The organism is Streptomyces sp. NPDC046727 (assembly GCF_040645635.1).
GTDB lineage: Bacteria > Actinomycetota > Actinomycetes > Streptomycetales > Streptomycetaceae > Streptomyces.
On the sequence record NZ_JBEYYR010000005.1, the window covers coordinates 242852 to 257215 of the forward strand.

A 14364-nucleotide genomic window follows, 5' to 3' on the forward strand; every position below is an offset into this window, starting at 1 on the left:
TGAACGCGGCTCCGCCTGAACGCAGTTGCCCGGTCTGTACGTCGGCTTTCCGGCGCTTCGACCGGCTCGGCGCCGACGTCGAAGCCCTGTGCCATCACGTGGGTCTCCACCAGCTGGACCCACTGGGGCTTCTGTTTTGGATCAGCGTGAGGACCACAGGAAGATGCCTGCGAGGTGGAGTCCTGCCAGGCAGACGGTGGCGGTCTGCTCGTAGCGGGCGGCGATGCCGCGCCATTGCTTGAGGCGGTTGATGCACCGTTCGACGGTGTTGCGCTGCTTGTATGCCTCGCGGTCGAGTGCCGGAGGTCGGCCGCCCTGGCTGCCGCGGCGCCTGCGGTTCGCGCGCTGGTCTGCGGGGGTTGGGATGACGGCCCGGATGCCTCGCCGCCGTATGTGACTGCGGATGGCGCGGGAACGAATACGCCCTGCCCGCCAGGGCTTGAAGAGGCGAGTCCTGGGCCGTCCACGGGGCCGGGGCACTCGAAGGGCCGCCATGACGGATTGGAAGGCGGGTGCGTCGCCGGCCTGTCCCGGTGTGAGCACGAAGGCTATCGGCCGGTATCGGCCATCGGCCGCGAGATGAACCTTGGTGGTCAGACCGCCGAGGGAACGTCCGAGGCATGGTCATCGGGCTCGCTTGCCGGGGCCCCTTTTTTTGCGGGGCCCCGGCCACGTGCTGGTGCGCGCGCACGACGGTGGAGTCCACCCCGACGACCCGTTCCAGGTCCTCCTCGGCGTCGGCCTGGGCGAGCAGGGCGGTGAAGACCCGCGTCTGGAACTTCCAGACGATCGCGTCGATCACTTCTCGGTGATCACGCCACCGGCCACCCCGCCGAGGAGTCCGGTCCGGCAGCAACGGCTCGATTCGCGCCCACTGGGCATCCGTCAACGGCACAGCAGACCAAAGATCAGGTGATCCGAAGGGAACTGAAGCGAGTGCTTTTGCCGAGCGGACTAGCAATTGACCACCGAACCCACCGGCGTCCAGTTGCCGACGGCGTCCCAGCTGTGCGCGGGCTGGGTTGTGTAGCTCAGGCTGCCGCCGCCGTCTCTCCCGGTGTACATCCTGGCCCTGGTACCGGTTGACTGATTGTTGTCCCACGAACCAGGCCCAATGAATGGGACGTTGTAGGAGTGGCACGCGTACATGGGAATTGAGCTGCCGGTGTAGTACGTGCCCTCGTATGCGCAGAAGTAGCCATAATCTGCTGGCTCGGCGCAGGGATCAGCGGTAGTCGTGTTGTCTCCGGGTGTCAGGTCGCGGAAGTGGGGTTCGCCGGGCACTGCCACGTACACGGTCCCGCCGCCAACCAGGTTGATCAGGTTGGGCGCCACCTGCGTCCCATTGACCCTCCCCATGAAGCGGTCTACCTTCGCCTGGAGCGCGTTGGCCTCGGCGCTGCTCAGGTGCGCTGCCCTGGCCTGCGCGATGAAGCTCGCCTTGGTGCTGTCAGCCTGCAGGACCTCCCGTGCCGCAGCTGTATCCAACGTTGCGACTGTGAGCATGACACCGCCCAGTACAGCGCCAAGATGCCACAGCTTTCTGCGTCCCAATAGCTCTCGCACTGCTCTCCGGGATAACAGGCGCATTGTTCCTCCCCTACGTCAGTGGATCTTCTCGCTCTCGGTTGAGGTTCGATCGCGCGCTACCGACTGGCTGCGATCGTCGGAACTTGTGCCATCCTGACTGGAACTCAGGTGAGGCGGACAGGCTGCGAATCAGTCATTCCTATCGCCCTGTTCGCAGCGCGAGCCGCAAGCGCCGCGGCAGCCAGGGCGGCGGACCCCGGCACTCAACCGCGAGGCCTACAAGCAGCGCAACACCGTCGAACGGTGCATCAACCGCCTCAGGCAATGGCGTGGCATCGCCGCCCGCAACGAGCAGACCGCCACCGTCTACCTGGCCGGACTCCACCTCGCAGGCGTCTTCCTGTGGTCCTCACGCCGATTCAAAAGAGAAGTCCAAGGGCGCTCCCCGGGAAGGGGAGCCGGTGTCTTCCATGCCATGGCCATCACTCGGCACGACATCGTCGTCACCCGCGGGGCTCTCGACCGGGTCACACTGGCGGCGCAAACGCCAACACCGAAGTTCGAATCGACGTTATGAGTGGCGGGTACACAGTCCATGAAGTCGCCCAGTGATCAACACAAGCGCCGTTGGTGGTACCAGGCTTCAGTCCTCCGTGTCGGTGTCCCTTCGGTAGCAGTCCGGAGATGGGGAGGAGGCGAAATTGGGCAGGTCGTTGCGGAAGAAGCGAATCGTCAGGTTCGGTGGCTGTGGATTTTGTAGTTCATTGACGGCTGGCTCGGAAATGATGAGGCAGAACTTTTTGGTCAAGGGAACGCGATCCGCTGATCGACGCAGCTCAAGGGAGCCATCGTACTGGCCTGCCTGGTACATCCAATTCTGGGCCCGGAACTCGAATGACGGCTGTTGAGGTTTGTCCTGGCTGACGATAATCGGTGCGGGATCGCTACTCCAGGTGTTATTGACGGTGCCCGTGGTGGGGTCGTACTTCCACTCGACGCTCTTTCTCCAATAGAAATTAGGCTTCTTCGAAGAGGTGAGGGAGCCGGTAGGGATGAGCCGTAGACGCGCGTCGCGGATCACTTCGACCTTCTCGCTCTTGAATCTGGTGGCCAGTGTCGGCTGCACATACAACCGCACGCCGTGGCCCACCTTTTCAAGACGAATCAGATGAGGAAGTGTCACATCGACGTTTGGTGACCGCTGCAACTCGAAGAAGTTGTACAAAGAAATGGCCAGCGCGACGACAGCGGCAACCGTGGCAGACCACGTGTGCACGGCCTCGAATCGTCGCCTCCTGCGAGACCTCACCGGCCTCGCCGCAGCGTCTTCTTCCATCCCTCCACTCTGTATGGAGGGCGCAACCCTCCGACCGCTGCGCTACTCCGTATGGCCAGCGAAAATACGCCCTGTCGGGGGATTCACGCGCCCCACGACGGCACCTGGTACGACGGCTCCCCGCCTCCACACGTGAGTGGCCGACGGCCCGTCGACAGCGCGAGGTTCGTAGCGCTATCGGGTAGCCGTCGCGAAAGTGGCGAGGCGGGGTAGCCGGCGGCCTGCAACACCCTTCAGCGTCACCGTGTGGATCAGGATGAACGGCTACTCCAGGCCTCGTCGTTCGGCGCGGTGGCGGACGCGTACGCCGAACACCGTCCGGACTACGCGCAAGCCGCGGTGCGCTGGGCGCTTGAACCCGCGTCCGGTCCGCGCGTGCTCGCCCTCGGCGCCGGAACCGGCAAGTTGACCGCCACGCTGGTCGCACTGGGTGCCGAAGTCGTCGCAGTCGAGCCCGACCCGGGGATGCTGACTGAGCTGCGCCGCTCACTGCCGGATGTCCGTGCCCTGTCGGGCAGTGCCGAGGCGATACCGTTGCCGGACGCTTCTGTCGATGCCATGCTGGCCGGCAACGCCATGCATTGGTTCGCCATGGCCGTCGCGGTGCCCGAGACCGCCGGGATCCTCGCGCCCAGCGGCATCCTGGCCGGCCTGTGGAACCTCATGGACGACCAGGCCGAGTGGGTTGCCGGGCTCGCGCGGGTCAGCGGGAGCGCCGCCATCGGCCCGCGCGACTCGCCCGCCGGCTGGCAAGCCAAGACAGCCGACATGCACCTTCCCAAGACTGGCGTGCCCGCCCGCCGCCAGAGCAGGCCCGCGCGCGGGGCTGCTGGTCATGCCAGAACAGGAACAACAAGTGACGCTGAGCCGGATCCGCGCCTTCCTCGCCAGCAGACCGGAGACCGCCCACGGCGAGTTCACTCTCCCGATGCTGACCGGCGTGCTGCGCGTCCGGCGGCTGTGAAGCATCACGTCGGGACGGGCAGCAAGCACCACCTGATCACCGACGCCACCGGCATCCCGCTCGCCGCCGCCCGCACCGGCGGCAACCGCAACGACGTCACCCTGCTGATCCCACTGCTCCAGGCCATGCCGCCGGTGCGGGGCGAGCGCGGCCGGCCCCGCTGCCGACCAGACGTGGTCGTGGCACGACCAGGGCTACGACCACGACAAGTACCGCCGCCCGGTCTGGGACCTCGGCGTGAAGCAGCTGATCGCCCGCTACGGCACAGAGCACGGCTCCGGCCCGGGCACCCCACGCTGGGTCACGTGTGTCCGCCCACCCGCACTGGTCCCGCCGACCGCGGATCCGCGGGGAGATCCGCGACGACATTCACGAAGCCTTCCTCACCCTCAGATGCGCCCTGATCTGCTGGAGGCGTCTTGCTGTGTCGCTGACGGCAGCCAGTCCGTGCACCAGAACTTCCTGGAAGCACTGGAGCCGGTCAGTGCACGCGCTCCCCGCACTCCGCCGGAAGCAGCATGGCACCTGGTGGCAGTTCGCCCGGATGCCGGGCGAACACCCGCAGGCATGCTTCGAGAGAGTCCTCCACGGGCGGGTATTCGAGGGTGAGTTCGCTCAGCACGGTAATGGCACCCGCAAGATGCATTTCCGCTGCATGCACGCCGTCGGGGAGACAGCCGGCCAAGATGCCGAAGGCTGCTGTGCCGCCGCTGTCGGCGATACACTCGCGGATCTCGAAGCGCCAGTGCTCGGCCGCGACAGCCAGCAATGACTTGGCCCTCTTGCCCAGCCCGACGAGGAAATCGGTGCGGGCCCGCAGATGGTGGGCGATGGCACAACAGATGGGAACCGCGGTGCCGTCAGGAGCCATCACCCGCGTGTACCCGGCATGCGGATAGCACGACAGAGCCTCAGCAAGCAGTCCCAACGCGGTGTCCCTCGCCGCAGGATGACCCTGCTGCGCGATGTCCAGAAGCAGCGGGGTCGCAACCACAGCCGCTGGGAAGACAGCGGCACTGTGACCATGAACAATTCCACCGCCGGCAAGCCGCGAGCCGGACTCCGCGGCCTGTACCAGGTTCGTTGCCTCGGCCAGGGTACTCAGACCGCAGGCGGCACGTCCCGGTTCGTACCAGTCGGGATGGCCCGGTATGGAACCCCAGTCCACCGCGTCGATCTCATCCAGCACGGCAGCATCCTCGCACGCGGCGCTCCCCACCGCTCAAGGGCCAATAAGCTTGGCCGAGGTGCCCACGGTCCTTCACGCGGTACAGGCAGCTCAGGCTGAAATCCGCGAATATGTCGGGAGGTTGGCCGGTGAAGCGGCCCCAGGACCCCCTCAGGGCAGGTGGTGATCGTGGACAGCAACACCGCAGCCGCCCACATCACTACGGCCCAACTCGCCCCGCCTCGCGGACATCAGCACCCTCTCGGCCCACCGCCAGGGCACCACCGACCCGGTGCCTCTGGGAATGGGCCGCGGCATGCGCAGCCCCTCGTCGGCATCGATCTCACGAACGCTTACTCGCTCTGCCACCAGGGCAGCCTGCCGAGACCACGCCACATGCGCGGCCGATGCCGCACTATCGGCGAGTCGCGTGCATCTCCTGGAACAACTCGAACTCCCCATCGGGGGCGGCGCTGAACCCCTGCCAGTGGAACGACGTCGGCGTGACGTCGGTGAACGTCCACCGCGAGCGTGTGCCCTGGGAGTCGGTGCCCTCCTGGATCATCCCGCCGGCACCGTCAGGCCGACCGACCTGGGAGAAGTACGAGGGAAGCTTCGGTGAGATCCACGTGATCTGCCACAGCCCGGTCGTGACGTCGTACATGCGGATGGTGGTGCCGGGGTACCGGTCGTGGAACTCCGGGCAGAAGAGCACATCCTGCACCACCCGCCCGCCCAGTGCCCAGCCGAAACGCCACTCGCCCGCCGCTGTCCGCCACTGACCATCCCCAAACCGGTACCGGTTGCTGATGTTCCACGTTCCGACCAGCCGGCCGTAGAGCATCATCGCCTCCGCGTGGTCCGGATCCGGACCGTATGCCGACAACAGCTCCAGCATCGAGTCACGAGACGACACTGTCATCAGGACCTTCAACCTCCTGCTCATGGAACACGGTTGATCGGCTTGAGGATAGCCGTCCTCGCGGGCGCGGGGTGCGGCTGCGCTGACCACCGGACGGTCGACAGCGGTGCCGCCCGCGGGGTGACGCCGGGCACCACGGGCGACGCTCAACGCGCAGATCACGCATGTAGTCATCCAAGTCGACGTGGATGGTGCGGCGTTCGGAGGCGACGTAGCGCCTTGGATCGCCATACGGTGCGCGACGATCCCCAGGACCAAAGCGGCATGCCCGGGCGGCCGGTAGCGGCCCGGCAGATGATCGGAAATGAGCCGGGCCTGGCGTTCCGCGATCGGCACGGTCGCGCCGAGAGGCTGCACGAGCTCGACGAAGTGCAGGCCGGGCGCCTCGGTGTGGAAGACGTGGCGATGCAGACGGATCTCGTTGTCCTGGGACGGGTCAAGAAACTCCGGTCGAGAACGGGAAGGTGATCTTGTAGCTGGTGCAGAACACCACCAGGTCGGCCGGCACCCGCCGTCCGTCCGTGAAGTCGACCTCGTCGCCGTCGAAGCACGGATATCAGCTCCCGCACGGGCACGCCGACCGGCCGCCACCACTCCCGATCGGACTCCCGCAGGCTCGGCACATCACTGTCATGCCTCACACGCTGGAGCCGACGGGACCGTGCACAGAAGGTGGGCCGTCGCCTCACCTCCGGGCGGCGCAGTCGTAGAGGGCGAAGCTGCCGTCGGTGCGGAGGCCGTAGGCGGTGGGCCGGACGTGGGTGCAGTGGGACTTCACCCAGGTGGTTGCGGGAGTGGTGGGGCGCCGGGTGGTGAGCAGCGCATAGCGCAACTGGTGGGCGGCGACCAGGCTGCTGAGCTGCCGGGCGCTCGGGAAGGGGGTGTTGCCGGTGAAGCCGCCCATGACGAGGATGGGCTCGGACTTCGCGCGCAGCAGCGGCTCGGCGGTGTAGGCGGCCTGGGTGGCGAGCAGGTACTTCTCGCCGCGGCGGTGTTTGGTGAGGTAGTCGAGCAGGGCGGTGTCGCGGGCGCTGGGCCGGTCGAGTCCTATCCTGCGCGGAGCGTGATGGGGATGCTCGTTGTACGACTTGCCGACGGGACCGGTCATCGGCGAGGTGGTCGCGCCCGCGTAGAGCGGTTCGAGGCCGGAGACGGCCCAGCCGGCCGGTACGACCAGGGTGGCCGCGATCCCGGCGGCGAGGGCGGCATGGACCATCCGCGGGGAGGTGCGCGGTCCGCGGCTCCACAGTCCGACCACGCCGCACAGCGCGAGCATCACGGCGACCGGCAGCAGCCAGGAAACGAACCGGGTCGGCCAGTCGAGCATCAGCGCCCACGCCGCCGTCAGCGCGATCGCCGCCGGCAGCACCAGGTGCCGCCGGCCGGCGGCCTCGTGCTCCGCATCCGGCTCCGTCTCGTGCTCCGCCTTCCGCTCCGGCGTGTACGTCGTGTCCCGCTCCGGCGCGTACGTCGTCGGCAGCCTCAGCGCGTACGTCGTCTCCAGCTCCGTCTCGCGCTCCGCCTTCCGCTCCCTCTCGTGCTCCGTCGCCGGCTCCGGCTTGCGCTCCGCCTCCCGCTCCGGCGCGTACTTCGCCTCGTACTCCGCGCGGAACAGCGCGAGGCCGCCGCCGGCCAGCGCGGCGAGCGCCGGGGCGATGACGGCCGTGTAGTAGGCGTGGTTGCCGTTGGAGACGCTGAACACCAGGGCGTGCACGGCCAGCCAGCCACCCCACAGCAGAAATCCCGCGCGCGGCAGGTCGGTTCGCGGTCGCCCGGCGCGCCGGGCGACGCCCAGGACCGCGGCGAGCACGGCGAGCGGCAGGAACCAGGCGACCTGCGGGCCGACCGTTTGGTTGATCAGCATGTCCCAGCCGGTGTTGCCGGTGGTGCGGCTGGCGGCGGTGCCGGCGACGGCGCCGAACGCGGTGGGATCGCTGCCGAAGCGGCTCAGGCCGTTGTAGCCGAAGACCAGGGCGAACGGATCGTTGTCGGACGTTCCGTCGAGGTACGGGCGGTTGGCGGCCGGTGTCGCCGAGGCGATCAGCATCCAGGAGCAGGAGACCGCCAGCGCGACCGCCCCGCCCACCAGGACGCGCACAGCCCGGTGCAACGGCTTTCCGGGAGCGACGAGTTGGTACACCGCGGCGAAGACCGGCAGTACCAGCCACGCCTGAAGCATCTTCGCCTGGAAGGCGAGTCCGACCCAGATCCCGCAGGTGATCATCGGTAGCAGCCGCTCGGTGCGCACCGCCTTCTGAAGCGCTCCGGCGGCCGCCACCAGGAGCAGAGTGAGCGCGGTGTCCGGGATGGTGGCCCGGTTGAGCGCCACGGTGACCGGCGTGAGGGTGAGCACCAGCGCAGCGATCAGCGCGGCGAACGGACCGGCCCAGGCCCGTACGATCCGGTGCAACAGCCATACGGTGAGCACGCCCTCGACGACCTGCGGAAGCGCGGCCGCCCAGGTGTGCGGGCCGAAGAGCCAGACGGAGACGGCGTCGGGCCAGAAGGCGCCGGGCAGCTTGTCGATGCTGATCGAGCCGGCGGCGTCGAGCCCGCCGAAGAAGAACGCCCGCCAGCTGCTGGCCATCGAGCGTATCGCCGCACCGTAGAAGGGGTGGAGCGCGGCGTGCCCGATGCCCCAGGAGTACAGCCCCGTGGCGACGGCCAGCACCGCGGCGAGTGCCGGGCGCTCCCAGCGCGGGGCGTCCTCCGGCCGGTCGGAGCGGCTGTTCGCCGCCGGACGGCCTCGCTGCGCTCCGGTGGGCTGGGCGGCGGGGATGGCGGTCATGGCAGTGGTCCTCGGATCAGCAGGTCAGGTGAGGCGGCGGTGCACACGCGGCGACATCACACGCGGCGACATCACACGCGGCGGAGTCACAGGCGGCGGGCCGCCCGGAAACCGCGGGCGTAGAAGTCGGTGCCGTCCAGCAGCGCGTGGCCCGACAGGTCGCCCAGCGTGGGACCGTTGGCGGCGGAGCGGCTGGAGTAGAAGCGGTGCCGACCCTGGTCGTCGAGGCCCATGTACATGCCGACATGGTCGATGAAGTCCGGCTTGTCCTTGATGATGGCGAAGAAGACCAGATCGCCGGGTTGCAGGACGTCCAGGTCGGTGGCCTGCTTCGTGCCGGTGTGGGGGATCACCATGTGGCCGGGACCGTAGGCGGCGATGGCGAAGGCGCGGCGCGGCAGACCGGGGCCCTTGGTGTTGGTGTTGTGCATGGGGATGCCCATGCGGTAGCCCCACACCAGACGCTGGAAGCCGGAGCAGTCGACATCGCCGTACCGGGCCTGTTCCGGCTGCGCGCGCGTGCCGTCGGGGAAGGTCCAGTCGATGCCCAGATAGTCGTAGAAGTCGGACTGCTCGTCGTAGTAGGCGAAGTCCAGCGGGTTCTTGACCGCGGAGTTGCGCGGGCCGAAGTGCGCGGTGCCCGCGTAGCGCACGCCCTTGGCGTTGCGCTTGTCGGGTGCCCCGGCGCTGCTGTACTGGAACGCCACGGCGAAGACGTCCGGGCTGCTGTCGACGAGCGCCTTCTTGAACCAGCTCTTGAACCAGGCGGACTTCTCCGTGCCCCGCTGCCACGCGTGCGGCAGTACCCGCACCCAGGCGTCCGTGGTCACCTTGGCCTCGGTGGTGCGCGGCTCGCTGAAGGTGCGGCTGGGCCCGGTGAGTACGGCCGTACGGGCGCCGTCGGTGAAAGTGGCGAGCGTGCCGCCGTCGCCGGCCCGGACCACGGTGCGGTCGGGGGCGGACAGCCGCTCGAAGGTGTGGGGCCCGGTGGCCCGGGCGCTCGGGTCGGCGGCCGTACCGCCGGAGTCGTCGCTGCCCTGCCCGAAGCGGTCCCAGGCGAACCCGCCCGCGGCACCGGCGGCCGCCACGCCCGCGATCGTCCGGAACACGGCGCGGCGAGTCGGGCCGCTTCGCCTGCCGTCGTGTGCGGAGTGCATGAGCGATCCTCCTTGAACTGTGAGGTGAGCGGATGGTGAGCGGGTCAGCCGGTCGGCAGCGCCCCGATCAGCAGACCGGTGACCAGCACCACGTACGTGGCCAGGGTCACCGCGGTGGTCGATATGACCGTGGCCGCCAGCGGCTGGCGGGCCATCTGGTAGGAGATCAGTCCGGGGACGATGAAGCCAAGGGTCTGTGACGTGTACAGCAGCGGAAACTCGTGGCTGAGGGCGAGCATCACGGTGGTCTGCATCAGCACCGCGCACAGCACGACGGCGGCGAACAGCCGCTTGCCGTAGAGAATCACCGTGCGCTGCACCAGCTTCGTCAGGAAGTACGTTCCCGTCGCCACAGCGACCATCAGCCCGGCCATCCGCACGTCGGTGACGAGCGTGAGGGCGATCCAGCCGGGGGTGATCATCCCCCCGGGGGAGAGGTTGGTGGTCAGATAGCAGACGAGCGAGAAGATCAGCCCGAGGGCGATCCCGAGCGCGGCGGTCTGTGCGTTGAGATTGGCGGGGATCACGGGTTCCTCGTGAACTGGTACTGGTCGTCGGAGTGGTGCTGGTCGTCCGCGGTGCTCCGGTCGTCGGACCGGCCCTGGCGGGCGGCGGCCCGGCGGGCGAGCTCGCGCTGATCCGGGATGCGGAAGGCGTACGTCGGTGTCTCCAGCGGTGCCACCCAGCTGTACGGCTCCGGCTCGGGCGGCCGGGCCACCGAGACCCGCGGCCGGGGCAGGGCGATCTGCATGGTCTCCTGGTCCAGGCCGTCGCCGTGGGGAACGGCGTCGAAGGGGTCCTCGGAGTCGTCCAGCGGCAGCTCGGCCAGGCATTCCAGGAAGAGCTCGCCCTGGCCGTGGATGTTGCCGATCGCCACCAGCGAGGAGTCCGGGCCGAGTTCCGCGAGGATCGCCGCGGTCAGCTCCTCGGGGTCCCGGCGGTCGCCGCCGAGATCCACCACCCGCCCGGTGAAGCCGGCCGGTATCGCATCGGCGGCGCTCCTGGTCGGGTGGCCGATCAGGAACACCGTCTCGGCGGCGAGGTCGGGGACGATCGTGCCCATCTGGCCGTTGCGCTCCACCCGGTCCGGGCGGCAGTTGATGACCACGCCGATCGGCCGTTTGATCGCGCCCAGATCCTCCAGCTGCTTGACGTTCATCAGCGTCGACTCGGGATCGTTGGCCGCGAAGACGTTGGCGAACCGCAGCCGCTTGCCCTCGGGGGTGATATAGCGCTCCACGGACAGCACGCCCGGGTCGGGCGGCGCGTCCCACATGCCCTGCATCGCGGTCTGCCGCTCGATGCCGAGCAGCTCGGCGACGGCGAGCGCGATCGCCACGTTCTCCTTGAAGGTGAACCAGCTGAAGCCGCGTAGTTCGGCGTCGGTCACCGACTCAGGATCTACCGCGATCAGCCAGCAGTTCCGCTTGTCGGCCTCCTCCTGGAGGATGTGCAGCCGGTCCTTCTCCGCCGTCACGCACACCCCGCCCACCGGCATCGAGCGGGAGAGCGAGCGGGCGACGTCGTCAAGGGTCGGCCCCATCTCCTCCAGATGGTCCTCGCGGACGTTGCAGAGCACGCCGATCGTGGAACGGATCAGCTTCTCCTGGTTGATCTCCTGAAGCGCGGGCATCACCGCCATGCACTCGATCACCAGCGCGTCCGGCCGGTAGGTCGCCGCCCGCCGTACGATGCCGATCTGCTCGACGATGTTGGAGATGTTGAACTTGCGGTAGATCGGCTCCTCGGTGGCATCCGGATGGATGAACCGGGCCGCGGTGCCGGTGGTCTTGGCCACCGTGACCAGGCCGCCACCACGCAGCGCGCCCGCGCACAGCCGGGTGATCGAACTCTTGCCGCGGATGCCGTTGACCAGCACCCGCGTGGGTATCTGTTCCAGCGAGTCGAAGTGCCGCCGCTGTTCCAGGGCTCCGGCGATCCACAGTCCGGCGCAGCACAGCAGGACGATGACATAGAGGAAGAGCACGCCGATTCCGTCCTTCTACCGCTGGAGGGTGTTCTCACGCAGGGACCGCGGCGGCCCGGCGGCGTGGCCGGACCTGGCCGCCCGGTCGTGTTCCGCCAGGGTCTGGCGCACCAGCTCCAGGCCGCGGGTGACCGAGCCGATCTCGTCGTGGTTGACCGGATGCAGCACGGTGCGGCGGTCACCGCCCGCGAGCCGCTCGACGAGCACGGCCACCGCGCGCAGCGGCCGGATCACCACGACGTGCAGCCAGCCCAGGCAGGCCGCGCCCACGGCGAGGCCCAGGATGCCGGCGAGCATGGTGCGCTGCTCGGCCTGCACGGCGGGGATCTGGAGCGCAGCCGCGGGCTCCGCGGTCACCACGTGCCAGCCGAGGTGGGCCGTCGGGCCGCTCTGCGCGAGCGGCGCGGCGGCGTCGACCGATGGTCCGGAGGAGGTGCCGTGCACCGCCGACGCGGCGGTGCCCGTGGTGCCCGGGGCGCCCTGGGTGGTGCGGACGAGACGGGTCAGGCCGGAGTCGGGCAGCGACTGGAAGGCGCGGTAGCCCACGCTCGCCGCCAGCACCCTGTCATGGCCGTCCGTCACCCAGACGCTGCCCAGCTTCGGCCTGGGCAGAATGGAGTTGAGCGCCTTCACGTCGATCTCGCCGAACAGCACCACCCCGGCCGCCGGGGCCTTGCCCTTGACGGCCCGGACCTGGGCGTAGGCGGCGATCGCCGGGATCCGGCCCGAGGTGTTGACGGTGGTGATCCCGCCGCCGCGGGGCACGTGGACGAGGGTCCGCAGCGGTGTGCCGCCCACCCTCAGCGTGATGCCCCCCGAGCGGTCCAGGAGATACAGCGAGCGGTACTGCTTGTGGTCCGCGAGCGACTGCCGCAGCACCTCGGTCTGGGCGTCCCGGCTCCTGCCCGCCAGACTCGCGGCCGCGTCGCTCAGGTCGGTGTACGACTGGTCGAGGGACTGCCGGATCCGATGCGTCGCGATCTCGGTGCGCGCCTGCTGGTCGGCGAGGACCGGAGCCGGAACCGCGGTCGCGATGTCCGCCCGGTTCAGCATGAAGATCATCGGAACCGCCCAGCAGGCCACGACCACCAGGCAGACCATGGCCAGCGCCCGGTAGCCCGGCCCGCGCCGGGCCGGGAACTCCTGGGGGCCGCTCTCGCCGAGCAGTTGCCCGCGCAGTGAGTCCAGTGCCCGCCCGATCCGGGCCAACTCCCCGAAGCCGTGCACCGGAACCGGCCTGGACAACTCCTCCAACGCGGTCGGCCTGCCCCCGGTCGCGCCCCGGGCCAGGCGGCCGGCGGACAGATACAGCCGCAGCAGTGGCTGCTGCACGAAGAAGTACAGCGCCAGCCCGAGCAGCAGCGCGACCACGGCCAGGGCCCCGGCTGCCTCGAGCGCGAAACGCGAGTAGTCGGCGGCGGTGGTCGTGACGGGCACCGTGCGGGAGGTGAGCACCACCAGGCCGAGGTCGTCGGTTACGCCCGGACCGGTCGTCGAGGCGACCTGGGCCCAGCCGGCCACGGTGCGCCGGCTGCCGGTGGCGGCGCCCAGCAGGCTTCCCGAGGCGTCGGCGTCACTGCCCGACCTGTTCGCCGCGCGGGTCGCCGCCGCGGACAGACCGCTGTGGGCGGCGGCCGGCGAGGCCTTGCCACGGACTGCGGTGGCGAGCACCGTGCCGCTCGCGTCCAGCGCTTCCGCGGTGCGTCCGTCGCCGTACGCCGCGAGGGTGGGGAGCGCCTCGGAGACCACCAGCAGCCACTGCCGCTCGGGCCCGCTCTGCGCCTGGTACTGGTCCTGGTCGGGGTCGTCCTGCTGCGCGGGCAGCGTGACCCTGGCGAAGTACAGCATTTCCCGCGTGCCACTCGACGTCACCAGCCGGGGCGGGATCTCCCCGTGCCCGGATGCCGTCCTGGCGACGTCCACCCCGGCCAGTGGCACGGTCCTGCCGCCGGTCGCCAGCAGTTTGCCGGTGCGCGCGTCGAGCAGCGCACGGCCGAGGAACGCCTTCCTGGCAGAGGTCAGCGCTTTGAGCGCGGTCGTGGGGGTCGATGTGCTCGTCGCCGGGTACGCGTGGGCCTTACGCCGTACCGTGCCCGCCTCGGCTTCGATCGCGGTGCGCATCGACACCGCGGTGTCCGCGGCGATCTGCTGCTCGCCGTTCAGCACGGCCTGCGGGATGCCCGTGGTGTGGACGCCGTCGAGGCCGATCACGGTCAGGGCGGCGACCACCAGCAGGAGTACGACGAGTGAGGCTATCGGCGGGCGCACCCCGCCAAGCATCGGCATATCGGCGCGGCGGCGAGTGCGGTGCCGGCGCGGCGCCCGGGATGCGGAGGACAGGGGAGCGGATCCTTCCTCAACTGGCGCCGAGCGCCCAAATGTTCGACAAGACAATCATCTTAGCCCCCGGCGCTCGCAAAACCATCACATACTCGTTCCGTGTGGCGTACGTGACAGCGGAACTCTGCGCGGCGCCGACACATGCGGGACCCCCACGGCCGAAGGGCGGACC

At 69.2% G+C, this 14364-nt stretch carries 9 protein-coding genes and 4 pseudogenes; 2 read left to right on the forward strand and 11 right to left on the reverse strand.

All coding sequences use genetic code 11. The annotated features are described in order from the left end of the window. Positions 1 to 141 precede the first annotated feature (141 nt). The 3 genes and pseudogenes from ABZ937_RS08535 to ABZ937_RS08545 form a co-directional block, all read right to left on the reverse strand. Positions 142 to 895, reverse strand: a pseudogene (locus tag ABZ937_RS08535) (IS5 family transposase). A gap of 59 nt (positions 896 to 954) precedes the next feature. Further along, positions 955 to 1506: a hypothetical protein gene (locus ABZ937_RS08540; RefSeq protein ID WP_361687552.1), complete on the reverse strand. Its 552-nt coding sequence runs from the start codon at positions 1504 to 1506 to the stop codon at positions 955 to 957. 667 nt (positions 1507 to 2173) lie between these two features. After that, positions 2174 to 2806 carry a hypothetical protein gene (locus tag ABZ937_RS08545; protein ID WP_361687555.1) on the reverse strand — a complete coding sequence of 211 codons (633 nt, stop codon included), beginning with the start codon at positions 2804 to 2806 and terminating at the stop codon, positions 2174 to 2176. Between the two features lie 435 nt (positions 2807 to 3241). On the opposite strand from ABZ937_RS08545, the pseudogene ABZ937_RS08550 reads away from it, so the two are divergent. Both ABZ937_RS08550 and ABZ937_RS08555 read left to right on the forward strand, forming a co-directional pair. Then, positions 3242 to 3454: pseudogene (locus tag ABZ937_RS08550) on the forward strand (class I SAM-dependent methyltransferase); the annotation flags it as partial. A gap of 393 nt (positions 3455 to 3847) precedes the next feature. After that, positions 3848 to 4251, forward strand: a pseudogene (locus tag ABZ937_RS08555) (transposase); the annotation flags it as partial. A gap of 60 nt (positions 4252 to 4311) precedes the next feature. Here ABZ937_RS08555 and ABZ937_RS08560 read toward each other — a convergent pair. The 8 genes and pseudogenes from ABZ937_RS08560 to ABZ937_RS08595 form a co-directional block, all read right to left on the reverse strand. Then, positions 4312 to 5019 carry a hypothetical protein gene (locus tag ABZ937_RS08560; protein WP_361687558.1) on the reverse strand — a complete coding sequence of 236 codons (708 nt, stop codon included), beginning with the start codon at positions 5017 to 5019 and terminating at the stop codon, positions 4312 to 4314. 219 nt (positions 5020 to 5238) lie between these two features. Next, positions 5239 to 5367: pseudogene (locus tag ABZ937_RS08565) on the reverse strand (IS630 family transposase); the annotation flags it as partial. 46 nt (positions 5368 to 5413) lie between these two features. Continuing rightward, a complete protein-coding gene (locus tag ABZ937_RS08570; protein ID WP_361687561.1) occupies positions 5414 to 6277 on the reverse strand; it encodes a hypothetical protein in 864 nt (287 codons plus the stop codon). 328 nt (positions 6278 to 6605) lie between these two features. Beyond that, complete coding sequence (locus ABZ937_RS08575; RefSeq protein ID WP_361687564.1) at positions 6606 to 8708, reverse strand: glycosyltransferase family 39 protein; 2103 nt, start codon at positions 8706 to 8708, stop codon at positions 6606 to 6608. 86 nt (positions 8709 to 8794) lie between these two features. Then, positions 8795 to 9865, reverse strand: a complete 1071-nt coding sequence (locus tag ABZ937_RS08580; RefSeq protein ID WP_361687567.1) for an NlpC/P60 family protein — start codon at positions 9863 to 9865, stop codon at positions 8795 to 8797. Between the two features lie 44 nt (positions 9866 to 9909). Further along, complete coding sequence (locus tag ABZ937_RS08585) at positions 9910 to 10392, reverse strand: poly-gamma-glutamate biosynthesis protein PgsC/CapC (RefSeq protein WP_361687570.1); 483 nt, start codon at positions 10390 to 10392, stop codon at positions 9910 to 9912. Next, a complete protein-coding gene (gene pgsB / locus ABZ937_RS08590; RefSeq protein ID WP_361687573.1) occupies positions 10389 to 11852 on the reverse strand; it encodes a poly-gamma-glutamate synthase PgsB in 1464 nt (487 codons plus the stop codon). The genes ABZ937_RS08585 and pgsB overlap by 4 nt, the downstream gene beginning before the upstream one ends. 15 nt (positions 11853 to 11867) lie before the next feature. After that, positions 11868 to 14120, reverse strand: a complete 2253-nt coding sequence (locus ABZ937_RS08595; protein WP_361687576.1) for a HAMP domain-containing protein — start codon at positions 14118 to 14120, stop codon at positions 11868 to 11870. Between the last annotated feature and the right edge of the window lie 244 nt (positions 14121 to 14364).